The sequence below is a fragment of the Fontisphaera persica genome, assembly GCF_024832785.1.
GTDB classification, from domain to species: Bacteria; Verrucomicrobiota; Verrucomicrobiia; order Limisphaerales; family Fontisphaeraceae; genus Fontisphaera; species Fontisphaera persica.
In genome coordinates, this window is the sequence record NZ_CP116615.1 from 247,165 (window position 1) to 273,012 (window position 25,848).

Consider the following 25,848-nt stretch of genomic DNA (forward strand, 5'->3'; position numbering starts at 1 on the left):
GATTCCGGCGGGCACGTTGCTGGCCCTGGCCGGGCCTTCCGGTTGCGGCAAGACCACCCTGCTGCGGCTCATTGCCGGGCTGGAGACGCCTGATGCAGGCAGCATCATGGGCAACGGCCAATCATGGAGGGGATTGCCGCCGGAGCAACGGCCGGTGGGCATGGTTTTTCAAAACGGCGCCCTGTTTCCCCACTTGACCGTGCGGGAAAATCTCACGCTGGGGCTGCGACTGCGCAAGCTGCCCGCGGTGGAGATGGCCGAGCGGTTGGAGGCGGTGGCTGGCATGTTGGGGCTGCTGTCGTTGCTGGAGCGGCGGCCCGAGAGCCTTTCGGGCGGAGAACGTCAGCGCGTGGCGGTGGGGCGGGCCTTGATGCGGCGGCCCCAGGTATTGTTGCTGGATGAGCCACTGTCCAGCCTGGATGCGCCGCAGCGGCGGGAATTGCGCGGGGAAATTGTGCGGTGGTGCCGGCCATGGGTGCCCACGCTGGTGTGGGTGACGCATGACCAGGAGGAGGCGCTGGAAGTGGCGGATTGGCTGGGCATCATGCACGAGGGACGACTGGAGCAATGCGGGCCGCCTGCCGACGTGTGCCAGCGGCCGGCTACCGCGTTTGTCTCGCGTTTTTTGGCGCCGGTTTTAACTCCGCGAAGATGGCCGTGGCTGGCCGCTTCCGGCCCGGGTGCGCTGCCGGCGCAGGGTGAAAGCGGTGAACGCGCGGGCTAAAACCGGCACATTTGCTCCAATTCCGCCAGCCGCTGCTCAATTTCCGACAGTTGCAAACGGTCGGTGCGTTGCAGCCCAAAGCCTTCACAGCAAAAACTGGCGACCACCGTCCCCACCATCACCGCCCGCCGGAGGTTGCGCTTGATGCCTCCTTCACTGGAAGCCAGATAGCCTGTCAAACCGCCCACGAAAGAATCGCCGGCGCCGGTGGGGTCCACCACCTTGCGCAAGGGATAGGCGGGAGCCAGGAAAAAACCATCCGGGCCGGAAAGCATGGCGCCATGTGAGCCTTTTTTGATGATGACCCAGGCCGGTCCCAGGCGATGGATGCGTTCAGCCGCAAGCCGCAGGTTGTCGGTTTTGGTCAGTTGTTGCGCCTCGCTTTCATTCAAGACAAGGGCGTCCACGCGCTTCAGCAACTTCATCAAATCTGGCAGGGCGATGTTCAGCCACAAGTCCATGGTGTCGGCCACCACAAAGCGGGGGCGGCGCATCTGAGCGAGCACCTGCAATTGCAGCGCGGGAGCGATGTTGGCGAGCAGCACGTAGGGCGAGTCCCGGTAGGCACGGGGCAGGGTGGGGGTGAATTGCTCCAACACGCCCAGTTCTGTTTTCAAGGTACGCCGCTGGTTCATGTCAGCCAGGTATTCACCGCTCCAATGAAAAGTTTTGCCTTCTGCGCGCTGCAATCCCTGCAGGTCAATGCCATGCCGCTCGTAAAGCCGCCAGTAAGCCGCGGGAAAATCGCTGCCCACCACCCCCACCAGACGCACGGGGGCGAAAAAACTCGCCGCGACGGCTGCGTGGCTGGCGGAGCCACCCAGCAATCGTGGATTTTCGCGGTGGGGCGTCTTGATGGAATCCAGCGCCGTGGTGCCGACAATGAGTACGCTCATGCTTTGTTGTATAATTTAATGCGGGAAAGGTAAAAGACGCCCTGCCGTTACGGCAAGCATTTCCCGGTGGGGCGGGCGGCAATGAGGGGTGAGGGGCCGTGACTGGCGTGGCTTAATCCGCAAACAAATCGCGAATGGTCACGCCCAGTTTGGGCAGCAAGGCTTCAGTCAGGCGTTCGCGTCCGGCCAGGATGCCCCGCAGGGCCATGCCGTAGGGGCTGCCGTGATACACTTCCACGTTGTCGTAGCGGGGGTCCACCATCCACAAACGAGGCAGGCGGGTTTCTTCGTAAAGGCTTTTCTTCACCACCGTATCCGCGCGATGGTCTTCCGAATCCACCACTTCCGCAATCAGCCAGGCCTTGCCAGTGGCGGTAGCGATAAGGGTGATGTCCGGCCGCACAATGGTGCCGGGGCGCAGTTCGATGGGCGCACGCACCTCCAGCAGCCGGCTGGTGGTGACGCCCACCAGCGCATCGGCCACGAGGGCATGAAGCCGTTCACAAATCAATTCGTGGCGAGGCCCCGGCGGATACCGCAAGAGGGTTTCGCCGTCCACCACTTCTTCATAATAGTTCATGGATGCAGGGCGGTGGCCTGTTTCAGGGTCGCGCGGAGGTACTGGCCGGTGTGAGAGGTGGGGCAGGCGGCGACGGTTTCCGGCGTGCCTTCCACGACGAGGCGTCCGCCTCCCGCGCCGCCCTCCGGCCCCAGGTCAATGACCCAGTCGGCCTCGGCAATCAAGTCCAGGTTGTGCTCGATGACAATCACTGTGTGCCCGGCATCCACCAGCCGGTGCAGCACGTCCACCAGCCGCTGCACGTCGGCCATGTGCAGGCCGATGGTGGGCTCCTCGAGGATGAACACGTCTCCTTGGGCGGCCTTTTTCCGGGGCGCGCGGTTTTCTTTGGCGGTCGTCAAGCCGCCGAGCAGATGGGTCACCAGTTTGACACGCTGAGCCTCGCCCCCGCTCAGGGTGGGGCTGGTTTGGCCGAGCTTGAGGTAGTCCAGGCCGGTGTCATGCAATGCCTCCAGGGCACGGCGCACGCGTGGCACGGCCGCAAAGAACTCGAGGGCTTCGGCCACGCTCAGGTCCAGCACTTGGGCGATGTTCTTCCCGCCGTAGGTGACTTCCAGGGTTTCGGCGTTGAAGCGCAGCCCCTGGCAACGGCTGCATTTGACCAGGGCGGGCGGCATGAAACTCATTTCCAGTTTGATGACGCCCGCGCCTTCGCATTCAGGGCAGCGTCCCTGGGGGCTGTTAAAGCTGAAGCGGCCGGGCCCATAGCCGCGCATGCGGGCCTCGGGCGTTTGGGCAAAGAGGGCGCGAATGTCATCCAGAAAACCCACATAGGTGGCGGGCGTTGAGCGCGGGGTGCGGCCGATGGGGGATTGGTCCACCTCGTGGACTGCCCGCACCAGCGCCAGACCGGTGGTGATGCGGCCGCAGTCCTTGGGCGGCTGGCGTTGTTTCAAGGCGGCTTGCAACGCCGGCAGGAGACAGTCGCGGATGAGCGTGCTTTTGCCGGAGCCGCTGATGCCGGTGATGACCACGAGCCGCTGCCAGGGAAAACGGACGGTCAAATGGCGGAGGTTGTGCCGCCGGGCCCCTTTCAAGGTGAAATAGTGGCCCTTGCGGAATTGCACGGGGCGCCGCTGGCCGCGGCTGGGATGCGCCACGGGATGGCGCAGGCAGTGGCCGGTCAGCGAGGAGGGGTGCTGCAAGAGCTCCGGCAGCGTGCCGGTGGCCACCACCTGGCCGCCGTGAATGCCGGCGCCGGGGCCAAGGTCCACGATATAATCCGCATGGCGCATGGTGGCGTCGTCGTGCTCCACCACGATGACCGAATTGCCGCGCGCCTTGAGCCGCTCCAGGACCCGCAGCAGGCGGTCATTGTCCCGCGGATGCAGGCCAATGGTTGGCTCATCCAGCACATACAACACGCCGGTGAGGTTGGAACCCAGTTGCGCCGCCAACCGGATGCGCTGCGCCTCGCCGCCCGAGAGGGTGGGCACGCCGCGACCCAGTTCCAGATACCCCAGGCCCACCTCGTGCAGGAAGCGGAGGCGCTCCCGGATTTCCGGGAGGATGTCGCGCGCGATGCGGGCGGCGTCACCGCGAAATTCCAGGTGGTCAAAGTAATCCTGCGCCTCGGCGATGGTCATGCGGCCGAAGGTTTCGAGGGTGGGCGCCTTGGCCAGCTCGCGGTCGGTGGCTTGCGGATGCGCGGGCAGTCGCACCGCGCGGGCCACGGGGTTGAGCCGGGCGCCGTGGCACTGGGGGCAAAGCTCGCGCCGCCCTTCCATCCATTCAAACCAGGATTCTTCGATGGCGTCGGCGCGGGCGCCGCGGTCCACGTCGGGCATGTCAAAAATTTCGCCAAAACCGCGGCATTGGGGGCACCAGCCGACGGGGGAGTTGTAGCTGAAATGCTTGGGGTCCAGCGCCTCGAAAGAGCGCTGGCAGCGGGTGCAGCAGCGCTCGGTGGAATACACCACCAGGCGTTCTTTGGCGTCCAGGGTCATCACGGTGCCCCGGCCCAGCTCCAGCGCTTGTAGAATGATTGGGTTTGGCTCCGTCGGGGCAGAGTCAAGCCTGCCGCCAGTTTTGGGTGCTCGCACCGTGCCCATGGCGGCCTCGATGGTGTGCTCGCGGTAGCGGTCCAGGCGCAGGTGGGGCGTGACTTCCATGAGCCGGCCGTCCACGCGCAACTGGGCGTAACCATGACGATAGGCCCATCGGCCAATGTCCGCGTGAAAACCCTTGCGATGCCGCACCAGGGGGGCCAGCACCAGCAAGGGGCCGCATTTTTGGGCGTTCCTGAGCACTTGGGCGCAGACTTCCTGCGGCGTTTGCCGGCGGACAGGCACCTGGCAGTCGGGGCAGAAAATGACCCCCAGCCGTGCAAACAACAGGCGCAAAAAATGTTGAATCTCGGTGACGGTGGCCACCGTGCTTTTGCCGCCGCCCCGGCTGTTGCGTTGTTCGATGCTCACGGTGGGGGGCAGGCCGGCAATTAAATCCACCTCCGGCCGGCTCAACTGCTCCACGAATTGCCGGGCGTAAGTGTTCATGGAGTCCAGAAACCGGCGCTGTCCCTCGGCAAACAACAAATCGAAGGCCAGCGTGCTCTTGCCGGAGCCGCTCACGCCCGTGATGACCACCAATTTGCCGCGGGGAATGGCCAGCGAGATGTTTTTGAGATTATGCTCGCGCGCGCCCTGAATCCAGATGGCCTCGCCGCTATCCATGTCACTTTGCCATCGCACACCCTATCAGTATCACCATTTTCAGGATTCTCAACGTCCAACTGCCAGAAGTCCGGGCAGAGGAACGTGGCTGGCAGGTGCTCACGCGGCGGGAAAAATCATGGCTTCACCATAGATGTCTGCGAAGCCCGGGCATTCATGGAGCGAAACATGCCGGCCCAGGTGGCGCAGGGTGGGGTAGCCGGCCAGCACACTTTTCCAGTCAAACAACGCCAGCTTGGCTCCGCGCAGCGCGGTGTTGCCGGCAGGAATCACTTTTTCCGGTGGGAAGGGCAGCAGTCCGATGCGACGGGCGCTCGCGCGGCTGATGTAGTTGCCAAAGGCGCCGGCCAGCCAGATGCGGTGCAGGCTGGAGAGTTCCGCGCCCGCCTGCCCGAGCAATAAATGGATGCCGGCAGCAATGGCGCCCTTGGCCAATTGCAATTCGCGCACGTCCTGTTGCGACAAGTGCAGGGAAGGGGTGAGGGGCAGGGTGGTGCCACAAGTTAACCGGCCGGAGGGCGCAATCCACTTCAAGTCCAGGGCTGCGGCCACGGCGTCCACCAGACCGCTGCCACATATCCCGCGCGGGGGCAGTCCGCCCAGCGTGTGGCATTCCAACGCGCCCCGGCTGGCGGTTACCGCGGAGATGGCGCCGGCTGCCGCGCGCATGCCGCAAGTGATGCGCGCGCCTTCAAAGGCCGGTCCGGCGGCGGTGGAGGCGCAAACAAAACCCTGGGTATTCCCCAGGACCATTTCGCCATTGGTGCCCAAATCCACCAAGAGCGAGAGCTTTTCTTGTTGCGGGAGGCCGGTGGCCAGCAAGCCGGCCAGAATATCGCTGCCGACAAAACCACCCAGGCATGGAAGAAAAGCCACCTCCACGGAGTCCGGCAAGTTCCAGCCAAGGCAGGACGGGTTAAAAACCAGTGTGCCGTCAGTGGCAGGTTCAAAGGGAAATTGGGCCAGAGGGGCAAGGTTCAACCCACCGAAGAGATGGTGCATCACCGTATTGCCCACCAGCGCAATGCGGCGCAGACGCTCGGGCGGAGCGCCGGCCTCGCCCAGCAAATCCGTCACCATGCCGCCGAGGTGCTCGCGGATGAGGCGTGTCAGCGTCTGGGCACCTTCTGGCGCCAGCGCGTATTCCACACGGCTCATAATGTCGGCGCCATGCCGGGCTTGCGGATTGAGGGAAGTGCGCACGGCCAGGACGTTGCCGGTCTCCAGGTCCACCAATTGCGCGGCGAGGGTGGTGGTGCCGACATCCACCGCGATGCCCAGCCCTTCCTGCGGCACGAAGTGAAAAGGCGATTCATCCTGGAGGATGGCGGTTTCCCACTGCGCCAGCTCGAGTTTGAGCGGGCCATGGACCTGGTGGCGGCAGCTCAGCCGCCAGCCCTCGGCCAGCGCGGCGGCGGAGAGGAGGCGTTGCTCTTCAGGGGTGGGGTCAAGGGCGCCGTGGAGGAGTTTGACCCGGCAACCGCGACATTTGCCACGCCCGCCGCATGGGAATTCCACACCCAGGGGAAACAGGACATCGGCCAGCGCGGTGCCGGCTTCCACGTCCACCGTCCGCCCCCATGGCAGCAGCTCGACTGGAAAATGGACCTTCATGGGGCGGGACGGGCAGAGGCACAGGCAGGCTTTCCGCCGCTCCCGCAGAGCAGGCAGCGGCCGGCCGCCATGGGCCTCAGACCGTCATGATTTCCTTTTCTTTGTGGACGAGGTGCTGGTCAATTTTTTGAATGTAGGTGTCGTGCAGCTTCTGGAGGTCTTTTTCCGCATGCTCCACATCTTCTTCGCTGACTCCGCCTTGCTTGGATTCTTTTTTGATGTGCTCCAGGGCGTCGCGGCGGATGTGGCGGATGGCAATGCGGGAATCTTCGGCCATCTTGTGCGCCACCTTGACCAGCTCCTTGCGCCGCTCCTCGCTGAGTTCGGGGAAGACGAGGCGGATGACCTTGCCCTGCACGACGGGGTTGAGGCCGATGTTGGCTTTTTGAATGGCCTTTTCAATGGCCGAGGTGGTGCTGGCGTCCCACGGTTGAATCACCAGCATACGTGGCTCGGGCGAGGTGATGCCGGCCAGCTCGCGGATGCGCATCTGCGAGCCGCCATAGACTTCTGCGGTGATGTTTTCCACCAGGGCCGGGGAGGCTTTGCCGGTGCGCAGGCCGGCAAACTCGCGTTGCAAAACCTCCTCGGTCTTCATCATTTTTTCTTCCGCTTCCAACAGGATGTCGTCGAGTGCCATAGGTTGTGAGGGTTACAAGTAGCAAAGAGCCGGCCTGCTGGCAAGTGCTGGTTCTGGCTGGCAGAGCGGCCGCCGGGGGTCCGGGGCGCCAGCAGTATGGGGTTGGGGCTGGTGCGTTGACGAAGGGAAGTTCAATCATTACATTGGCGCAGGTGGTTGATAACTCAAGATGACGGGCTGCTAAGGGGATTTATGACCACACCGAGCCAGACGGTGATTGAAGTGGAGAATCTGGTGGTCGAGTATCCGGCACGCGAGCGGAACGGGCCACCGGTGCGCGCCGTGGATGGATTGAATCTACAAGTGCGACAGGGCGAAGTGTTTGGTTTTTTAGGCCCCAACGGCGCCGGAAAAACCACCACCATGCAAGTGTTGCTGGGGTTTTTGCCGCCCACCGCGGGCTCGGCCCGCCTCTTGGGCAGGGATGTGCGCCAGCCCATTGCCCGGCAGCGGCTGGGTTACCTGCCCGAGCTGACTTATTACTATAAGTTTTTGACGGCGGAGGAGCTGTTGCGATTTTACGCCGATTTATTCCAACTGCCTCGCGACCTTGCCGGGCGGCGGATTGACGAACTGTTGAAGCTGGTGGAGCTGGAGCCGGTGCGCAAGCGGCTGATTCGCACTTACTCCAAGGGCATGCAGCAACGGGTTGGGCTGGCCCAGGCCCTCATCAATGATCCCGATTTATTGATCCTCGATGAACCCACCAGCGGCCTGGACCCGCTGGGGCGCATGAAGGTGCGCGATATCATTCAGCGACTTAAAAACGAGGGTAAGACCGTGTTGTTTTCCTCCCATGAGTTGGGAGAGGTGGAACTCATTTGCGATCGGGTGGCCATTTTGCATCAGGGCCGCTTGCGGGCGGTGGGGGCGGTCAAGGATTTGCTGGGGCAGTACCAGATGAATCTGGAGCAGGTTTTTCTGCATTTGGTGGGCTGCAACGGGGGAAAGGAGGGAGCGGTATGCGGGTAATTTGGGCCATGGCGCGGGTGGTGATTTTGGAATTGATCCGGCGCAAGGATTTTTACGTGCTTTTCACCCTGGCGGCCGTGCTCACTTTGCTGGCGGGGTCGGTCAATATCTTTGATGACCGCCAGATTGCGCGGTATGTGGTGGAGCTGAATTATCTGCTGGTCATGATTTCCAGCCTGGTGATTGCAATCACCACCACCGCCCGGCAGATACCGAGCGAGTTTGAACAGCGCACCATCCTTTCGCTGCTGGCCAAACCGGTATCGCGGGCGCAGGTGCTGGCGGGCAAATTGCTGGGCGCCTGGGTGGCCTGCGGATTGTGCCTGGTGGTGTTCTATGCCTTCCTGATGTTGTTGACCTATTCCAAACAGCACGGGCTGGGGCTGCCGTTGTTGGTTCAAGCGGCGTGGTTGCATTGGATTATGCTGGGGGTGGTGATTGGCATGGCGCTGGCCGGGTCGCTGGTGTTTGCCGCGCCGTCGTCCAATGCCACCATCTGCCTGGTCGTGGTGGTGGGGCTGTTGGGCGTGGGGCGGTATTTGGACAAACTGGCCCTGAGTGCTGCCGAGCCACTGCAATCGTTGCTGCTGGCCGCGTATTATGCGTTGCCCCATCTGGAGTTTTTTGACCTGCGGGAGCTGTTGATTCATCACTGGCCGCCGGTGAAATGGTGGGCGGTGGGATTGGCCACGTTGTATGGGCTGGGTTATATGGCCCTATGCTATGGTCTGAGCTGCTGGCTGTTTCAGCGCAAACGCATGCAATGATTATGGCGCGTCCCGCGTTCCTTATGGCCACACTGGCGGCGGGTGTCCTGACTCTGGCGGTCAGTCTGGGGCGCATGGGATGGCCAGACATGCTGGCGCCGCGGGGACGGGACAGTTTGACGGCGGTTTTTCTGGGGGAAACGCGCCGGCTGCTGGCCAATCACTTTTTCATTAAGGCCGATGCCTATTTTCACGGCGGCTATTATCCCTCTGTTTTTGACAATCAGAATGCCTACCAGACCGCGCACTTTGTGGAGGATGCCGGCCACGCCGAGAGTAAAAATGAGGGCGACGAGCATGATTTTCTGGGGCGTCCGCGCAACTGGTTAGACCGCTTTGGCCGGCATTTTTATCCCTCGGAGCACATTCATCTTGGGGAGGACAGCGAGCATCGCCATGACCATGGGCACGGTGAAGAGCGCGAGATTTTACCCTGGCTGCGGCTGGCGGCGACCTTGGACCCGGAGAATCCCGTGACGTATGCCTCCACGGCATATTGGCTGCGGCGCATGGGCAAGGTCAAGGAAGCCGAGCAGTTTTTACGGGAGGGTCTGCGGCATTTGCCGGGGGACCCCCAAATCCTTTTCGAGCTGGGCCAAATTCACCGGGAAGCCAACCAGGACTTGGCCAAGGCCCGCAACCTGTGGGAGGCGGCCTTGCGCCGCTGGGAGGAACGGGAAGCCTCCAAAGCCGAGCCTAATCTTTTTTTGCTGAATCAAATCCTTGCCAACCTGGCCAAATTGGAGGAGGAGGCCGGACGAAATGCCCAGGCCGTGATTTATTTGCGCCGTTTGAAGTCCGTTTCGCCTTTTCCGGAATCCATCCAACAATGGCTGGACCGGTTGTCTTCCCCTTCAGGCGCTTCGCCCGCGCAAAAGCTGAAGCCGTGAGCGCCATTGCCGTCGGGCAGAGGCCTAACTAATGACCATGGCCCATACCTCGCAGGGCCGCTCGTCAGCCAGCCGCCGGCGGAGAAACTCCACAATCTGGTCGCTTAACTGCTCGCACTCGGTGGTCCAGCGCCGTGTGCCGCGAAGATGTTTGACGCAGTCGCGCAGGCCACGCAGGCGGAGCAGACGAGGGGATTTGCGCAACTGGCGGCGCAATTCATCGTGGAGGGAGGGGAAGAACATCAGCTCACAGCCGCCCGAGACGGCAGTGGCAAGGTGAAATAAATCCATGTCGGCGGCGCGCAGGTGGAGTTGTCCCTTGTGATTCCAATGGAGACCAAAGGCCTTCAAGGCATGCTCCAGCGCTTGAATGAACTCGCCGAGGGTTACGGTTTCACGGCCTTGCTCGTGTTTGAAATAGTGCAGCACCGCTGCCGTGGCCTGTCTGACCAGCTCCTTGGTGCCGGGGCCAAACACATCGCCCAAGATTTCCGCCGCCAGCTTTTCCACGTGCGCAGGCTGGCCTTCGCCGTGGCCCTCAAACACCAGGCAATCGGAGTGTAGCTGTATCATGTTTAATCTCCAATTTCTTTACGGCCTGCACAAAATCCGTGGCTTCCTGGAAGCGGCGATACACGCTGGCATAACGAACATACGCCACTTCATCCACTTCGCGCAACAAATTCATCACCATTTCGCCAATGGCGGTGGAGGGCACTTCAGATTCGTACTCCGCAGTAATCTGGTCGAGGACGCGGCTGCCGATGTCATGAAGCTGCTCGTTGCTGATGGGCCGTTTTTCAAAAGCCTTCTGGATGCCGGCCATTAACTTGTCGCGGTTGAGTGCCTCACGGCGCCCATCCCGCTTAACCACCATTAAATGGGTGTGTTCAATCTCCTCGTAGGTGGTGAAACGATGGCCACATTTCAGACATTCCCGCCGACGGCGAATGGTGGCACCTTCGCGCGAGCTGCGCGAATCAATAACCTTATCATCCTGTCCGCCGCATTTGGGGCAACGCATACGTCATCCGCTATCTCAATCCCGACCCCACAGGTAGTGCCATGTCGCCAATAAAGCCACAATCCGTAGCGGTGTCAATCCTCAATTGTAAACATGCACCTTGGCGGGGCTCAGCGTTGATTTTCAGGGGGGCCTCAAAATCTGATGGGACACAGGGTATTACCTTCATTGCCGAAGCCAGGCAAAGTTATCGGCTGGGGGGTGGTGAGGCGCGCAGGGGATGGGGGTACAAGCCCATGGCGCTCACGGGCAATGGCCGCCAAACGACGCGGTCATATAGGACGGAGTTGTCTGGAAGCCTGAAATCGCCCTTTGGCGCATTGGCAAAACCGAGGTCTTTGGCGTGGGCGCTGATGTAGTTGTCGAGCAGCTCGGTGACAGCCGGGCTGCGCATCAGGAATTGGCGGCATTGGATGACAGCGTTGCGCCAGATGAAATTGCGGTCGGCGTGGCTTTCCAGGTCCGCCACGCCGGGATAACGGGTGGAGTAGGGGGGAGATTGCAAGTCAACCTCCTGGGTGGTCTTGCGCCGGGTTTCCGGGGTGGAGAGAAATTCCTTCCATCGGCGGGCGCCCCAGGAGGAAAAGCTCACTGCGCCCTGGCAGTCCACAAAGAGATTGTAATCCACAATGTTGTCCTTGCCGCCGTGGATTTGCACGCCGCCGAACAAGCCTTCGGCGCAGCGGAAGAAAACGTTGCCATAGACGAGCACGCCGCAGATGGCATCATCCAGGCGAATGCCGGCCTGGCCGACCTCCCGCTGGTTGCCGATGTCATGCCAGAAATTGAAGCGATAGACCACGCCGCGGTAGGTGGGATTGCCCCACATATCCGCGCCGCCCTGGTCGTCGGATTCGCGCACGACATTGAAGATTTCATTGTATTCGATGAGGTGGTCATTGCCTTCGATGCGCATGGCGCTGCTAGGGCAGGTATGCATTCGGTTGTGCCGGATACGAATGCCCACGCCTTCGGCCAGAATGGCCGGGGTGTAGGTGGGTTTGAAGCGGGACATTTCGTAGATGTGGCAGTTTTCCACCCAATGGCCGGAGGATTGCAAGGTGCGACGCTCACCTCCGCGGACGATGGTGCCGTTGCGGCCCAGAGTGAAGATGTCGCAGCCGAACAGGGTACACTGGTTGCCACCGTTGATGACCACGCCATTTTCGCCAAAACGAGCCACGGTGCATCCCAGCAAACTGACATTGGTGCAGCCGGTCAGGAGCAGGCCGTCGCCCCGGCCTTCCTCAAATTGCAGGCCCACCAGCGCCACCTCTGCCACCTGGGCGAGCGTGACCATGGGGCCATCCAGCATGGACAGCGTGATGCGCGTGCCGGCGAGCGGGCCGGGGGGCCAGAGATAGAGGCATCCGGTGGTGCGGTCCAGGTACCATTCTCCCGGCTGGTCAATTTCCGACAAGAGATTCAGGGCATAATAGGGCTGGCCCTCGTGGTAGCCATAACTGGCGGCGGGGGGCGCCAGGGTAAAACTGCGGTTTGGCACATCCAGCGTGGCCACGCGCTGGTAATCCTCGGCCCAATCCCAAAACCAATAGCCATGCAGCCAGATTTCCGGCTCCTGCTGCCACCGCGCCGGCCGGTCATAATTAAAGGTGAAGCGTCCTTCACGGCTGCCGCGGCGGGCGTGGATATTCATGGCGGCATTGGTGCCGCCAAGTAGTTGGCCCACCTGTACCCAATTCGTATTAGGCCAGCGAGCCAGCGAAAGGCGTGTGCCATTAAAATACAGGTCCGCCCGCCTCCCTGTGGCGGTCACAGAGCCAAAATTAGTGATGCCTTGGGCGCGCAAATCGCATTGCATGACGTGGAGACGGGCGGTCTCCGGCAGGCGTGCCATGACACCAGCATCGGTGACTGGTGAAAAGCCGCCCAACCTCTGACTGCCGATGAAGCGGGGTTTTTGATTGGGGGCCGCGCGGTAAACAATGGGGCGTCCCGGCGCGCCAGAGTCTCCAGCCTCCAGACGGAAAGGTTCGCGCATCAAGTACTCGCCGCCCTGGACGAGTACCGTGACCCCACCAGGGGGCAGCGCGTCACGGGCTTTGAGGGCACGAATGGCGTCGCGAGCGCGCTGGAGGGTGGCAAAAGGTTGGGCGGCGGTGCCGGGATGAGCATCGTTGCCCTGAGGCGCGACATGGAAGGTCAGGCCCGGCTTGGGCAGCTCGGGAAGCTGCATGTGTGTGGCTTCCATATCCATGGCGGGCAGACCGCGCTGGAGGCGGCTGATTTCCGTGATGGCGCGGCGGGCTTCCTCCAGCCAATGGGGAGGGAGGTCGGGCATGGTTTCGAGTTTGCGGTATTCCTCTTGTGCCCGGGCGAATTGCTTTTCTCGTTCAAACGATTGGGCCAGGCGCATTTGCGCCAGACCTTTGAACAAGGCTGGGGTTTCGGCGTCGGCCAGGAGGCGCTGGCACTCCGCGCGTGCAGCATTAAAGTTGCGCGCTTCAAAATGCGTGTGCACCAGCGCCATGCGCGCTTCCAGGCGCTCGCGGGGACTGGCTGCGGCGGCCTTGGTCAGGGCTTCATAATTTTGAACGGCATCAGCCCACTGGCCAGCCTCGCGATAGGCTTGGGCCAAAACCCGTTGCGCTGTCAGCCGCTCCTTGTCACTCAAGTCCGTTAGCTTTAACACGCGCTCGGCGACAGCGGCAGGAACCGGTGCTCCGCCGGAGTCCATGAGCAGACGGCGCAACAACTCGTCAGCGGTGGCGGCGAGCGGCGGGGGCGCGGTTTGGGCGGTTTGCAGCAGGAGGTGGGCGGCGTCGCCAGGCTGCCGTTGCAGACGCAACAGCTCCGCCCGGCGCACGTTGCCAAGGGCGGCCAGAGGGGAGGGCTGCGCGGGGAGCCGGCTCAAGGCGAGACTGGCAGACGGGAAATCATTACTGGCCAGCGCCAGCCGCGCGGCTTCCAGGTGTTGTGCCGCATTTCCTGGCAGGGCATAGGACCACCACGCCAGGGCCAGGATTTCGGTGGGGGATAGAGCCTTGCGATAGAGGAGGCATTCATCCACATCCAACAAAAGGGAACCGACACCCGCGTTCAAATAACCGATGCGGAAGGCGTTGCCGGCGGCGGGTGTGTAGTTGCCGTTATAGGGAGTGGCGGCTACACAGTCTCCATTTAGATACAAACGCATCTCCTGGCCGTCCCATGTGGCGGCCAGATGCACCCATACTCCATCGGGCCAGAGACCGCCGGACAAGCCCTTGGCGTTGGAGGGTTGCGGACGCCCAATTTCAAAGGTGACATATTTTTGCGGATAAGCGGACCATACCCGCCAGCCTGCCCAATAACCGTCGCCCACGCCCAGGACCGCGCCATTGGGCGATTGATTGTTGCCGCGGTGGGCACCCGGGCCGTTTTTGCGAAACCATCCGGCCACCGTGAAGGCGCGGTGGGTGGGATTCAATGCTGGTCCCACCAAAGCCCCGGCATCCAGACGCACGGCGGTTTTGCCCGGCCATCGGCCTTGGATGATTTGCAGGGTTTCGGCGGGTTTCCCGGTCACGGGCGCAGCTTGAAACCGCAGCGGCGCGCCGCCGCGAGCATCCGGGATTTGGTCGGTTTGAGGGCTGAGGTGGTCAAACAAATAGCAACGTTCGATTTCGGGGTGTTGGAGGTAGCTTTCCGCAAACTTGCGCCAGGCGTTGAGGCTGGATGGTGTTTCGGCGGCTTGGGCCGCCAGGACGGCCAGAAACATCGCTCCAATTAGCCGAAAAAAAACTGTGGCTTGCATACGGGCTTAAAATGACAGTTTCCCGCTTGAATGACGATAAAAACCTGGCTTGCGGCGAGGGCAGGAGAGGCAGTTGAAGTCACGTCAAATACGCTCCAGGACAAGCTTTGGCCAAAATTGAGAGATTTAGACCAAGCAGGGGGTAGTTTCTGACCACTGTGGAATCACGAGGGCGGGAGTGATTTCAACAGCGCGGCCAGGCGTTGATTGGCGGCCTCGGCCAGCGAGCTTAAGAGATTGCGTTTTTCCAGATGCAGCTCGTCCTGGTCATCGCGGTGGTGCAGATAGAAATCCAAGCGCATGCCGGTGTCGCTAAATTCATGGGTTTCCACGGGCAAGTCTTTGACGGTGGAGATTTCGGGTTGCAACCAGAGGTGTTCGGCGGCGGCGTGATGGCCATTGGCCGGCCAGGAGATTTTGAAGCCGGGCTTTTGGTATTCCTGGCAGACCATTTGCAGGATTTGCGGGATTTGTTGCACATCGTTGGCCAGCGCCAATTTGCATTTGGCCAGTTCCGCCACATGGTAGAGAAACTTGAATTGCAGGCGCTCGGGCGACTTGCCCAACTGGCTCAGGGCCTTCCAATAGCCGAGGGCGCGCAATCCGGCAAACAGCACCACAAAAAGGGCGGCAAATCCAAAGGCCATGCCCATACTATTTTCCATGACGGTCACCAGCGCCACCAAACCGCACAAGAGGCAAAAGGCGTAAATGATTAAAGAGGCCTGGCGGTGGCTCAAGCCGCGGGCCAGCAGGCGGTGGTGGATATGGCCGGCATCGCCACTAAACATGGATTTGCCGCGCACCGCCCGCCGCACCATGGCCAGGAGGGTGTCAATGACAGGGAATCCCAAGACCAGCACTGGAATAAGCAAGGAGGCGGCCAGCGTGCCTTTTTGAGATGTCAGCAAGGAACTGACGGCGAGGGTCATGCCTAAAAACAGGCTGCCAGTGTCTCCGAGAAAAATGCGGGCAGGATTGAAGTTGTAGGGCAGGAATCCCAGACAGGCGCCCGCCAGGGCGGTCATGATGACTGCGCCCACCACGTTGTCATTGTAAATGGATATGACGGCGATGGTGGTGGCGGCAAAGAACGCCACCCCGGAGGCCAGGCCATCAATGCCGTCCACCAAATTAATGGCGTTGGTGATGCCCACAAGCCAAAGCAGGGTGAGGACAGGTCCCGCCCAGCCGAGCGGCACGCTGCCTAGAGAGGGGATGGTAATGGATTCAAAGCCCACGCCTGAGATGACCAGGACCAGCGCCACGGGCAATTGCGCCATTAATTTCTTGCGGGCATTGAGGCCTCGCAAATCGTCATAAACCCCCAGCAGCAACATGGCCAGCCCGCTGAGGAGGATTTGCAGCACCATGCCCTCCCGTGCCCGCAAGAAGGCGGCCACGCGGTTGTCGTACAGCCACAAGGCGGTGATGGGCAGCCACATGGCCAGCGCGATGGCCAGACCCCCCAGCAAGGGGATGGGGCGGTGATGGATTTTGCGCGTGCCGGGGTGGTCCAACACATTGGCCCGGAGAGCCAGCCGCCGAATGAGGGGAGTCAACACCAAGGCCAGTCCACAAGACAAGGCCACGAGCACCGCATATGTCTTATAATTTCCCATGCACCTCGCCGCTACCACCCAACAGGTCTTTGTTACCGCTGCTGAGGCGCCCAAGTCAATCTGCTTATCGGTATTTTACGGACTGCCCTAGAGGCGTTTGACCCTCGCCGGCAGCCGTGGCAGTATGAGCACAATTGAATAAAAAAGGAAAGATTATGAAAAGAAATGTTGCGAATAAAAACGCCGCGCCCCGCGAAGCCCTCGCAGCAAGTCTCAATCAAGTATTGGCAGATTCGTATGCGCTCATGGCTCTCACCCACGCGGCGCATTGGAATGTGGAAGGGCCGGGTTTTTTTGCGCTGCACACCGCCTTTCAGACGCAGTACGAGGAATTGTTTGCGGCGATTGACGAAATTGCCGAGCGCATTCGCGCTCTGGGCGCCTATGCCATGAGCGGGTTGACGGCGTTTGCCAAGGCTGCCGGCATGGAGGAATTTGCCGCGCCGCTTGCGCAGGAGGAATACGTGCGCCGGTTATTGCAGGCGAATCAGAAACTGATTGCCGATGCCGAGAAAGCCCGGGACCTGGCGGGGGAAGCCAATGACATGGAGAGCCAGGATTTGATGATTCAGCGCATCACGCTGCACCAGAAAACGGTCTGGATGTTGCAGAGTTTTCTGAAGAGCTGATGTCCGGCGAGTTGTGGTGAACGGGAATGGGCGGCTGCCAGCGATAGAGGCGCAGAGAGTTGCCAATCACGATTAAATCGCTCAATCCCATGGTGGCCGCGCAAAGGACGGGACTTAAAAAGCCCATGGCCGCCAGCGGAATGGCGGCGGCATTGTAAAAGAAAGCCCAAAATAGATTTTGTTTGATGACGCGCAGGGCTTGTTGCGCCAGACCCAGCGCGGCGGGGACGGCCGCCAGGTCGGATTGCAGCAGCAGAATGTCCGCAGCTTCACGGGCCACGTCACTGGCGCGACTGACGGCGATGCCCAGGTCGGCCTGTTTCAGGGCGGGGGCGTCGTTGATGCCGTCGCCCACAAAGGCCACCTTTTCTCCCCGGCTTTGCAACTGGCGGAGCACTTCAGCTTTTTGTTCAGGCCGGACGCCCGCGAACACGTGTTCCTCTGCAATGCCAGCCGTGCGGGCAATGGCATGGGCGGTGTGAGGGTGATCGCCGGTGATCATGCCCACTTTTTTGCCGTGTTGTTGGAGTTGCGCCACGATTTCCGCGGCGGCGGGCTTCAAGGAATCCTGAAGCGCGAAAACTCCGAGCAGGCGCCGCTCCAGGCTTAATCCCACCACGGTGGCGGCGCGCTGGCCCCATTCCCTGGTGAAATGGGCGGCGGGGGACAAATCCACCCCTGCTTCTTCGAGCCAGGAGAGGGAACCCAGGCGGAGCACGCCATTGCCACGGCCGGGAGCAGATTCCCAAACTGCTTGAACGCCCTTGCCGCGATGCTCCTGCCATTGGCTTAGCGTGGGCAGTTCCGTTGGGGCCAGCCGGGCAAGGGTTTGGCTCAGGGGATGGGCCGAGGGGCGGGCCAGGGCTGCGGCCAAAATTTTCACGGGCGGCAGGTCCGCCGGGTTGCCGGCCAGTTCCAACACCTCCGCGCAGGTCACTTGCCCGCGGGTGAGCGTGCCGGTCTTGTCAAACAAGACCATGGTAATGCGTCCGGATTTTTCCAGGGCCTGGCCGTCACGGATTAGGATGCCCTTGCGGGCAGCGACATTGGCGGCAGCCATGATGGCGGTGGGAGTGGCCAGACCCATGGCGCAGGGACAGGCGACAATGAGCACGGCAACCGCCTGAATGATGGCCGCGGCCAGAGCGGTGGCGGGTACCATGGCGGGCCAGAGGAAATGAGCCAGTTGCCGGCTGGTTGCGCTGGCGGACTCGTAGTTCAAGCCCCACCACAGGCCGGTCAAGATGGCCACTAGCACCACCACGGGCACAAAGATGCTGCTGACGCGGTCACCCAGCCGTTGAATCTCCGCCCGGCTGCTTTGGGCGCGTTCGACGGCGGCAATGATGTGCGCGAGGGCCGTTTGCTCCCCCGTGGCCTGCACCCGGACAAGGAGGCGTCCGCTTTGGTTGACGGTGCCGGCATACACGCTGTCCCCGCGCTGCTTGGGAACCGGCAGGGGTTCGCCGGTCAGCATGGATTCGTCCACGGTGCTTTCGCCGAAAGATACCTGGCCGTCGGCGGGCACACGGTCGCCGGGGCGCAGCACCACTGTATCGCCCGGCCGCAACTGGCCGATGGGCACTTCCACTTCGGAGAGCTGGCGTTGCACGCGGGCGGTGGGCGGCGCCAGGGTCATGAGGGTTTGCAACGCGGAGGCGGCTTTGGCGGAAGTGCGGGCTTCGAGCCAGTGGCCAACGCTGATCAAGGTAATAATGGCGGAAGCCTCCAGGAAATAAAGATGCCCGGGATAATTGGTCACAAGCCCCCACACGCTAAAGCCATACGCCGCTGAGGAACCAAGGGCGACCAACAAATCCATATTGGCCTGCCAGGCTTTCAACTGCCGCCAAGCCGCCTGGTAAAACCGTGCGCCACATACGAATTGCACAGGTGTGGCCAGGGCCAGGGAAAGCCATAAAAACCATCGTTCCATGCTCCAATGGGTGGCCCACTCTCCCAGCAGCAGGACGAGGGTGACCATGCCGCCCAACCCCACATTCAGGCCCCAGCCCGCCCAGAATGGTGAACCGCCCATGCGGCCCGTGGCGGAAGCGGAGGCGGAAGCCTCTCCGGCCCGGGGTGGCGCAGCTTCTTGGATGCCGTAGCCGGCCTGGCGCACGGCCAAGATTACCGCCTGAGCATTGGGCGCGGTATCGGTTTGCCAGCGCACGGTGAGCCGTCCAGTGTCCACTTGCGTGGAAACCGAGGCCACGCCGGCCACGCTCTGGGCCGCCTGCTGGACTTTGCGGGCGCAATTCTGGCAGGTCATCCCTTCCACCACAAAATGCGTGGCATGAGGGATTTCGGCTGCCGCGGTTGAGTTTTCGGACATAAAAATGTCGAATTTTCCTGCCTGCTGTGTTAAGTTGAGCAGGCAAGTTTATGCAAATGATAGCACACATGGCAACCCGTCGAAACGTGGCCGGGGGAATACTGGGCTGCCTGCTTTTGCTGGCCGCGGCAGGGTGGAGTGCAGATAAGGAAGTAGCCAAAGGGATTTGGCAGGTGGGCGTGATTGATCCGATTGGGTTGCGCGAGTGCTCGGGCGTGGCGGCGGTGCGCGGGCGGACCAACCTGTTTTGGATGCACAGCGACGGGCATCGCCCGGTGTTGTACCTGGTGGGGCGGGACGGTCGGGATGGACGGCAATATGTAATTGAGGGGGTTGCACTGGTGGACTGGGAAGATTTGGCAACGGATTACCGCGGACATTTATATGTGGCGGACATAGGTAACAATGAGGCGCAGCGCGTGGAGTTGGCGGTGCATCAAATTCCTGAACCAGATTTGGCGAAACCAGAATACCCGCTCCAGGTAATTCGCTCGTGGCGGCTGCGTTTTCCGGGGGCGCCTTTTGACTGCGAAAGCCTTTTCATCCATGAAGGTTATGGCTACGTCATTTCCAAGGTTTTTAATGATGCGGCGGCTGAGTTGTATCGGTTTCCCCTCCAACCGGCGGACAAACCGGTGGTATTGGAACGGCTTGGCGCTATGTCCATTACGTCACCGGTGACCGGCGCTGATATTTCCCCCGATGGACGATACCTGGGCGTGGCCGCCAAGAATGGGGTTTACCTCTTTGAGGTGCAAGGGCGTCCTGTCAATGCCATTGGAAAACCTCCCGCTGTGGCGCGATTCAAAGATCGGCATATAGAAGGCATTTGTTACACTCCTGCAGGATGGATTGTTACCGCGGAAACTCGCCACATTTTTCTATTTTCGGAGCGCGCCTTCAGCCGTCCGAAAGAGAGCAAGAAACCATAGGCGTTTCCGTGGCCTGGGGCGTTGGCGGTGGGAATAATATGTTGGTAATGGGGGGGGCCTTATTGAGGCGCCGGCATACCTAATGATTTATTCGGCCACCCCGTGCTTTGGAGAAACGCGGCAAGATTCTTGCCAGAGGGGTAATGTTACATTTATGTTTCCATTCCGACGTTGCACTGTAACATTCATCACGTAAATCAACCCTCGTGTCTATGCCAAGTCATTATGAAGAGACCTTGCAACGGGATATTGAACGTATCCGTGGCAAGGTCAACCAGATGGCCGGTCTGGTGGAACAAGCCCTGCGGGATGGTTTGAAGGCCCTGCAGGAGAACAACCGTCAACTGGCATACCTTGTCATCCTTCGCGACCAATCCGTGGATGATCTGGAGCGGGAAGTGGACCGGCTGTGTCTGGAATTTCTGGTGCGCCAACAGCCGGCAGCCGGCCATTTGCGGTTTGCCTATGTGACCATCAAAATTAATCAGGAGCTGGAGCGGATTGGGGATTATGCCGAGAGCATTGCCCGGCAGATGCTCAAACTGGCGCCGTTAAAACTGGATTTTGTGATGCCGCGCCTGGCGGAGATTGCCAATCTGGCCATTCCCATGGTGCACGACGCAGTGGCGGCGTTTCTGGACCAAAACGTGGAATTGGCCCGCAAAACGCTGGAGGCCGAAGCCAGCGTCAATGCCTTGCGTGATCAATTGATTCAGGAAATCAACCGGTGGCTTTCCGACAAGCGCATTCCACTGGAGGCGCTGCATCCGCTGAGCACCATTGTGCGGCGTTACGAACGGGTATCGGACCAAAGCAAAAATATCTGCGAAGAAGTCATTTACATGGTGACCGGCGAGTACGCCAAGCATAAGACCAGCGAAATTTTCCGGGTGCTATTCGTGGATGAGGACAATGCCTGCCTGAGCCGCATGGCGGAAGGGGTAGGGATGGCCTTGCGGCAGGATAAATTCCTATTTTCCAGCGCCGGGTTGAATCCGCAGCCCATTTCCGAAGCGACCGCGCGCTTTTTTGCCGAGAAAAACCTGCCCATCGTGCGCCAGACGCCGGTGTCCTTGGCGCATGTGCCGAATCTCGAATACTACCAGGTGGTGGTGACTTTTACCCCGCAAGCCCGGGCGGCATTGAGCCGTTTGCCGGCCAAGGTGGTGGTGTTTGAGTGGTTGTTGGACAACCCGGCCAAAGCCGCAGGGTCAGAAGCGGAGGTGCGGGCGGCCTACGAAGCGGCCTATCAATATGTGGATGTGCACGTGCGCGATTTGATGCAGGCCATCCTGGGCCATGAGATTTCTTCCGGGACGGAAGCGAAACCGGTGTGAACCACAATAACCAAATGATTCAATAGAAAAGATTGCGTATGAAATATATCAACCTCAAAGCAGGCGTGGTGAGTGCATTGCTGGGCGTGGCTGTAGCTGCGTTCTGGGGCACGGGTTGCAAACCGTCGGGTTCGGGGGGCAGCGGGAGCGGCGGCGGGCGCGCCACCATTATTCAAAACCGTGGCTCGGATACGATGGTGAATCTGGCCCAAGCCTGGGCGGAGGCATACAGCAAAGCCCATCCTGAGGTGAAGGTGGAAGTCGGGGGCGGTGGTTCGGGGGTGGGCCTTGCCGCGCTCATCAGGGGGACGGTGGACATCGCCAATTCCAGCCGGGACATCAAACCGTCGGAAGTTGAACAAATGAAGAAGAACACCGGCAAGGAGCCCAAGGAGTTTACCGTGGGCTATGATGCGCTGGCGATTTTTGTGCATCGCAACAATCCCCTGGACAACATCACCACCGAGCAACTGGCGCAGATTTACATGGAGGGGGGGAAGATTACCAAGTGGTCGCAATTGGGAGTGACCCTGCCGGGCGGCGGCGATGACATCGTGCGGGTGAGCCGCCAGTCCAGCTCGGGCACGTACGAGTTTTTCCGCGAGCACGTTCTTAAAAACAAAGATTTCAAACTGGGGTCCCGGGATATGAATGGCTCGAAGGAGGTGGTGGAGCTGGTGGGCAATACACCGACGGCCATTGGTTACAGCGGCATGGGGTATGCCACCGACAAGGTGAAAATGCTCAAGGTGGACGGGGTGCCGCCGACGGTGGAAACGACGATGAACCGCACCTATCCGATTGCCCGTGCCCTGCATTTATACACCTTGGGCGAGCCTACGGGCGCGGTGAAAGATTATATCGAGTGGATTCTGAGTGAGCCAGGACAGACCCTGGTGCAAAAGACGGGCTATGTGCCCATCCCCAAGGATAAATGGCATAAGAAACCTTAAGGCTCAGGCCAGCTTGGCCCGCAAAGCCCTCACACCTCATGGAAGCATCAGCCCGTGCAACGGCTCAGCGGCGTCCGACTCGTCCCGCGTGGGCCATTTATGGTGAGAAAGCGCTGGAATGGGTCATCCGCGTGGCGGGGGTCAGCGCCATCATTTTCGTGCTGGCCATCTTTTTCTTTGTATTCCGGGAGGCGGCGCCCATCCTGGTCAGCAAAGACTTCAGCCTGACCGAGTTCTTGTTCAGCACGGAATGGTATCCCACCTCGGCGGTGAATGTGCGTTACGGCACGCTTGCGCTGACGGTGGGAACCTTCAGTGTGACCATTCTGGCGATGGTCATCGCGGTGCCGTTTGGACTGGGCGGGGCGATTTTTGTCAGCGAGTTCTGCGGGCCTAAAACGAGGGAGGCGCTCAAGATTATCATTGAACTGCTGGCGGCGATTCCCAGCGTGGTCTGGGGATTCATTGGCCTGACGGTGATGAGCAAAATCATCATGAAACTGACCGGGGCGCCGGTGGGGGTCAACATGCTCAACGGGGCCATCATTCTGGCGCTGATGAGTGTGCCCATTATTGTTTCCATTGGTGAGGACGCGCTGAAGGCGGTGCCAGACAGTTACCGTGAGGCGGGTTTGGCGCTGGGGGCGACGCAGTGGCAACTGGTGTATCGGGTGCTGATTCCGGCCGCCAAAAACGGGTTGTTGGCAGCGGTGCTGCTGGGCGTAGGCCGGGCGGTGGGCGAGACCATGGCGGTGCTCATGGCGACGGGGCACGCGGTGCATATTCCCACCAGCATCCTGGATTCGGTGCGCACGCTGACCGCCAACATTGCGGCGGAACTGGGCGAGGCGCCGGCCGGGTCGCCGCACTACCGGGTGCTGTTTCTTACCGGGGTGTTGCTGTTCAGCATTACTTTCGTCGTCAACCTGGCCGCGGACCTGGTCGTGCGCGGCATTCGCAAGAAAGGCTGATGGGCATGGCTGACACAACTGCCAATCTCAAATCGGATGCAAAAGCGGCGCCCGCGCCATTGGCGGTGGACCAACTTTTCACCGAGACACCCCTGGTGCGGGAGAAGCTGCGCAGGCAGAAGATTGCCAAGGTCATTTTTGGCGCCATGTCGGTGGGCATGATTCTGCCCCTGCTGCTGATTATTGGGTACCTGGTGGAGCGGGCCTGGCCGTCGTTGAGCCTGGAGTTTTTGTTGGATGTGCCGCGGGCAGGGATGACCGAGGGCGGCATCTGGTCAGCGCTGGTGGGCACGATTTATCTGGTCATCATCTCGCTGGCGGTATCGGCGCCCATCGGCATCATGGCGGCCATTTACCTGAATGAGTACGCGAAAGACAACTGGTTCAACCGCATCATCAACCTGGCGGTCATCAATCTGGCCGGGGTGCCGAGCATTGTGCATGCGCTTTTTGGGCTGGGCGCTTTTGTGTACGCGGCGCAGATGGGGCTTTCCATCATGGCGGCGTCGCTGACGCTGGCCATCATGACGCTGCCGGTGATTATTGCCAGCACCCGCGAGGCGCTGGCGTCGGTGCCCATGGCGTTTCGCGAGGCCTGCTGGAACGTGGGCGCCACCCGCTGGCAGACAATCAAGTCCATTGTGCTGCCCAACTCGATTAGCGGCATTTTGACCGGCGTGATTTTGCAGGTCAGCCGCGCGGCAGGCGAGACGGCGCCCATCATGTTCACGGGGGTGGCCTTCTACAAGGCAGTGGAGCGGGGCACCTTGTTTCCCTATTACCTCAACGAGCAGTGCATGGCGCTGTCCATGCACCTGTACACCTTGTCCACGCAGGTGCCGGACGTGAAGGAGTCCATGCAATTCGCCACTGCGGTGGTGTTGCTGGGAGCGGTGTTGCTGGTCAACGCCACCGCCATTGTCCTGCGGGTCTATTTGCGTTCGCGGAAAAAATGGTAACCCTCTGGAACTTGTGAGCGAGTCTCGAACCCAACGTGTCGAAGTACAGGACCTCCGGCTGTCCTACGGCAAGAAGGAGGTCATTCACGGCATCTCCTTCGATATTTACGAGCGGGAAATCCTGGGCATCATCGGCCCCGCGCAATCGGGCAAAACCTCGTTGCTGCGCTGCCTCAACCGCACCATTGATTTCGTGGCCAGCGCGCATGTGAGCGGCACCATCAAGGTGGATGGGGAGGATGTGCGCAAGGTGCGCGACATTTACGCGCTGCGGCGCAAGATTGGCATGGTGGCCCCCCTGCCGGTGGGGCTGCCGCTGAGCATCTATGATAATGTGGCTTTTGCCCCGCGCTGCGCCGGCTTGACCAATAAATCCGAGCTGGATGCCATGGTGGAAAAATGCCTGCGTCAGGCGGCGTTGTGGGATGAGGTGAAGGACCGGTTGGACAGCCTGGGCACCAAGCTTTCCGGCGGCCAGCAGCAGCGGCTGACCATTGCCCGCGCGTTGTCGCACCAGCCGGAAATTTTGTGCCTGGACGAATTTTCCATCGCGATTGACCCGGTGACCACCATGCGCATCGAGGAGGTGCTCAAGGAATTGCGCAAGGAAATCACCATCATCCTGGTCACCAACCTGACCCAGCAGGCCCGGCGGCTGGCCGACCGCACCATGTTCTTGTGGAATGGTGAAATCGTCGAGCTGGACCGTAATGAGGTCATCTTTTCGGACCGGCCGGCCAATCGCAAAACCTACGACTATATCAACGGAGTTTTTGGATGAGCGCCGAGGTTACCAGCAGCCCCTACAGCATCACCACGCGCAACCTGAATTTGTGGTACGCCAAGTTTCAGGCATTGATTAACGTCAACGTGGACATCAAGCATGGCATCATCACCTCGTTGATTGGCCCGTCCGGCTGCGGCAAGACCACCTTGTTGCGCTGCTTCAACCGGGTCAATGAACGGTATGGGTATGTGACCACCACGGGCGAGATTAAGGTGCTGGGCAAGAACATTTACGATCCCGATGTGTCGCTGGTGGAGCTGCGCAAGTCAGTGGGCATGGTGTTTCAGCGGCCCAATCCGCTGCCCATCAGCGTGTATGAAAATGTGGTCTTCGGTCTGCGTATTCATCTCCCCGTGGAGCAACTGACCCGCTCGCTGCTGGACGAGGCCGTGGAAAAGGCGTTGACGGAGGTGGGGCTATGGAAGGACCTCAAAGACCGCCTGGACCACAAAGCCACCAGTCTGCAATTGGAGCAGCAACAGAAGCTTTGCATTGCCCGCCTGCTGCCCCTCAAACCGGAAATTATTCTGATGGACGAGCCGTGCTCGGCGCTGGACGTGGAGGGGACCCGGGCGATTGAGGAATTGATGTTCACCCTGCGCGGGCGGTACACCATTGTCATTGTGACCCACAACATGATGCAGGCCCGCCGTGCCAGCGACGAGTGCATCTTCATGCTCATGGGCGAATTGGTGGAGCATGGCCGCACGGAGCAGGTGTTCCTCAATCCCAAAAATCCCAAGACCGCCGAGTACATTGAAGGCCGGTACGGTTGATTTACCCTCGC

General features: G+C 60.8%; 21 protein-coding genes and 1 pseudogene. 12 read left to right on the forward strand and 10 right to left on the reverse strand.

The genetic code is table 11. The features are described 5' to 3' along the window. Positions 1 to 10: 10 nt before the first annotated feature. Positions 11 to 724, forward strand: a pseudogene (locus NXS98_RS01090) (ABC transporter ATP-binding protein); the annotation flags it as partial. Here NXS98_RS01090 and NXS98_RS01095 read toward each other — a convergent pair. From NXS98_RS01095 to frr, 5 genes are all read right to left on the reverse strand, one after another. Continuing rightward, complete coding sequence (locus tag NXS98_RS01095) at positions 721 to 1,620, reverse strand: PfkB family carbohydrate kinase (protein WP_283846610.1); 900 nt, start codon at positions 1,618 to 1,620, stop codon at positions 721 to 723. The pseudogene NXS98_RS01090 and the gene NXS98_RS01095 overlap by 4 nt on opposite strands. Positions 1,621 to 1,732: 112 nt before the next feature. Then, positions 1,733 to 2,200: a Uma2 family endonuclease gene (locus tag NXS98_RS01100; RefSeq protein ID WP_283846611.1), complete on the reverse strand. Its 468-nt coding sequence runs from the start codon at positions 2,198 to 2,200 to the stop codon at positions 1,733 to 1,735. After that, a complete protein-coding gene (locus NXS98_RS01105; protein WP_283846612.1) occupies positions 2,197 to 4,890 on the reverse strand; it encodes an excinuclease ABC subunit UvrA in 2,694 nt (897 codons plus the stop codon). Before NXS98_RS01105 ends, NXS98_RS01100 begins: the two co-directional genes overlap by 4 nt. Before the next feature lie 81 nt (positions 4,891 to 4,971). Next, positions 4,972 to 6,486 carry an ASKHA domain-containing protein gene (locus NXS98_RS01110; protein WP_283846613.1) on the reverse strand — a complete coding sequence of 505 codons (1,515 nt, stop codon included), beginning with the start codon at positions 6,484 to 6,486 and terminating at the stop codon, positions 4,972 to 4,974. 76 nt (positions 6,487 to 6,562) lie between these two features. Further along, entirely contained in the window at positions 6,563 to 7,126 is a 564-nt protein-coding gene (gene frr / locus NXS98_RS01115) for a ribosome recycling factor (RefSeq protein ID WP_283846614.1), read from the reverse strand. Between the two features lie 192 nt (positions 7,127 to 7,318). On the opposite strand from frr, the gene NXS98_RS01120 reads away from it, so the two are divergent. Genes NXS98_RS01120 through NXS98_RS01130 form a run of 3 tightly spaced genes read left to right on the forward strand, consistent with a single transcriptional unit; the run spans position 7,319 to position 9,755 of the window. Continuing rightward, a complete protein-coding gene (locus NXS98_RS01120) occupies positions 7,319 to 8,098 on the forward strand; it encodes an ABC transporter ATP-binding protein (RefSeq protein WP_283846615.1) in 780 nt (259 codons plus the stop codon). Beyond that, positions 8,089 to 8,865, forward strand: a complete 777-nt coding sequence (locus NXS98_RS01125; protein ID WP_283846616.1) for an ABC transporter permease — start codon at positions 8,089 to 8,091, stop codon at positions 8,863 to 8,865. The genes NXS98_RS01120 and NXS98_RS01125 overlap by 10 nt, the downstream gene beginning before the upstream one ends. A gap of 23 nt (positions 8,866 to 8,888) precedes the next feature. After that, entirely contained in the window at positions 8,889 to 9,755 is an 867-nt protein-coding gene (locus tag NXS98_RS01130) for a tetratricopeptide repeat protein (RefSeq protein WP_283846617.1), read from the forward strand. Between the two features lie 24 nt (positions 9,756 to 9,779). Here the strand turns inward: NXS98_RS01130 and NXS98_RS01135 are convergent, their stop codons facing one another. The 4 genes from NXS98_RS01135 to NXS98_RS01150 form a co-directional block, all read right to left on the reverse strand. Further along, a complete protein-coding gene (locus NXS98_RS01135) occupies positions 9,780 to 10,328 on the reverse strand; it encodes a hypothetical protein (protein WP_283846618.1) in 549 nt (182 codons plus the stop codon). Further along, on the reverse strand, positions 10,294 to 10,779 hold the full coding sequence (gene nrdR / locus NXS98_RS01140; protein WP_283846619.1) for a transcriptional regulator NrdR: 486 nt from the start codon (positions 10,777 to 10,779) through the stop codon (positions 10,294 to 10,296). Before nrdR ends, NXS98_RS01135 begins: the two co-directional genes overlap by 35 nt. Positions 10,780 to 10,966: 187 nt before the next feature. Beyond that, positions 10,967 to 14,500, reverse strand: coding sequence for a LamG-like jellyroll fold domain-containing protein (locus NXS98_RS01145; RefSeq protein WP_283846620.1), 3,534 nt, complete (start codon positions 14,498 to 14,500; stop codon positions 10,967 to 10,969). Between the two features lie 200 nt (positions 14,501 to 14,700). After that, positions 14,701 to 16,158, reverse strand: a complete 1,458-nt coding sequence (locus NXS98_RS01150; protein WP_283846621.1) for a glycosyltransferase family 4 protein — start codon at positions 16,156 to 16,158, stop codon at positions 14,701 to 14,703. A gap of 155 nt (positions 16,159 to 16,313) precedes the next feature. Between NXS98_RS01150 and NXS98_RS01155 the strand changes: the two genes are divergently transcribed. Further along, positions 16,314 to 16,787: a Dps family protein gene (locus tag NXS98_RS01155; protein ID WP_283846622.1), complete on the forward strand. Its 474-nt coding sequence runs from the start codon at positions 16,314 to 16,316 to the stop codon at positions 16,785 to 16,787. On the opposite strand, the gene NXS98_RS01160 is transcribed toward NXS98_RS01155, so the two are convergent. Then, positions 16,735 to 19,122 carry a heavy metal translocating P-type ATPase gene (locus tag NXS98_RS01160; protein ID WP_283846623.1) on the reverse strand — a complete coding sequence of 796 codons (2,388 nt, stop codon included), beginning with the start codon at positions 19,120 to 19,122 and terminating at the stop codon, positions 16,735 to 16,737. The genes NXS98_RS01155 and NXS98_RS01160 overlap by 53 nt on opposite strands. Before the next feature lie 68 nt (positions 19,123 to 19,190). Between NXS98_RS01160 and NXS98_RS01165 the strand changes: the two genes are divergently transcribed. From NXS98_RS01165 to NXS98_RS01195, 7 genes are all read left to right on the forward strand, one after another. Continuing rightward, positions 19,191 to 20,054 (forward strand): hypothetical protein, encoded by an 864-nt coding sequence (locus tag NXS98_RS01165; RefSeq protein WP_283846624.1) that lies wholly within the window; start codon positions 19,191 to 19,193, stop codon positions 20,052 to 20,054. 212 nt (positions 20,055 to 20,266) lie between these two features. After that, positions 20,267 to 21,391, forward strand: a complete 1,125-nt coding sequence (gene phoU / locus NXS98_RS01170) for a phosphate signaling complex protein PhoU (RefSeq protein ID WP_283846625.1) — start codon at positions 20,267 to 20,269, stop codon at positions 21,389 to 21,391. Between the two features lie 38 nt (positions 21,392 to 21,429). Beyond that, positions 21,430 to 22,344, forward strand: coding sequence for a phosphate ABC transporter substrate-binding protein (locus tag NXS98_RS01175; RefSeq protein ID WP_283846626.1), 915 nt, complete (start codon positions 21,430 to 21,432; stop codon positions 22,342 to 22,344). Between the two features lie 38 nt (positions 22,345 to 22,382). After that, a complete protein-coding gene (pstC, locus tag NXS98_RS01180; RefSeq protein ID WP_283846627.1) occupies positions 22,383 to 23,315 on the forward strand; it encodes a phosphate ABC transporter permease subunit PstC in 933 nt (310 codons plus the stop codon). A gap of 5 nt (positions 23,316 to 23,320) precedes the next feature. Then, positions 23,321 to 24,274: a phosphate ABC transporter permease PstA gene (gene pstA, locus NXS98_RS01185; RefSeq protein WP_283846628.1), complete on the forward strand. Its 954-nt coding sequence runs from the start codon at positions 23,321 to 23,323 to the stop codon at positions 24,272 to 24,274. 13 nt (positions 24,275 to 24,287) lie between these two features. Next, positions 24,288 to 25,055: a phosphate ABC transporter ATP-binding protein gene (locus tag NXS98_RS01190; RefSeq protein ID WP_283846629.1), complete on the forward strand. Its 768-nt coding sequence runs from the start codon at positions 24,288 to 24,290 to the stop codon at positions 25,053 to 25,055. Continuing rightward, positions 25,052 to 25,837, forward strand: a complete 786-nt coding sequence (locus NXS98_RS01195; RefSeq protein ID WP_283846630.1) for a phosphate ABC transporter ATP-binding protein — start codon at positions 25,052 to 25,054, stop codon at positions 25,835 to 25,837. Before NXS98_RS01190 ends, NXS98_RS01195 begins: the two co-directional genes overlap by 4 nt. Positions 25,838 to 25,848: the final 11 nt, after the last annotated feature.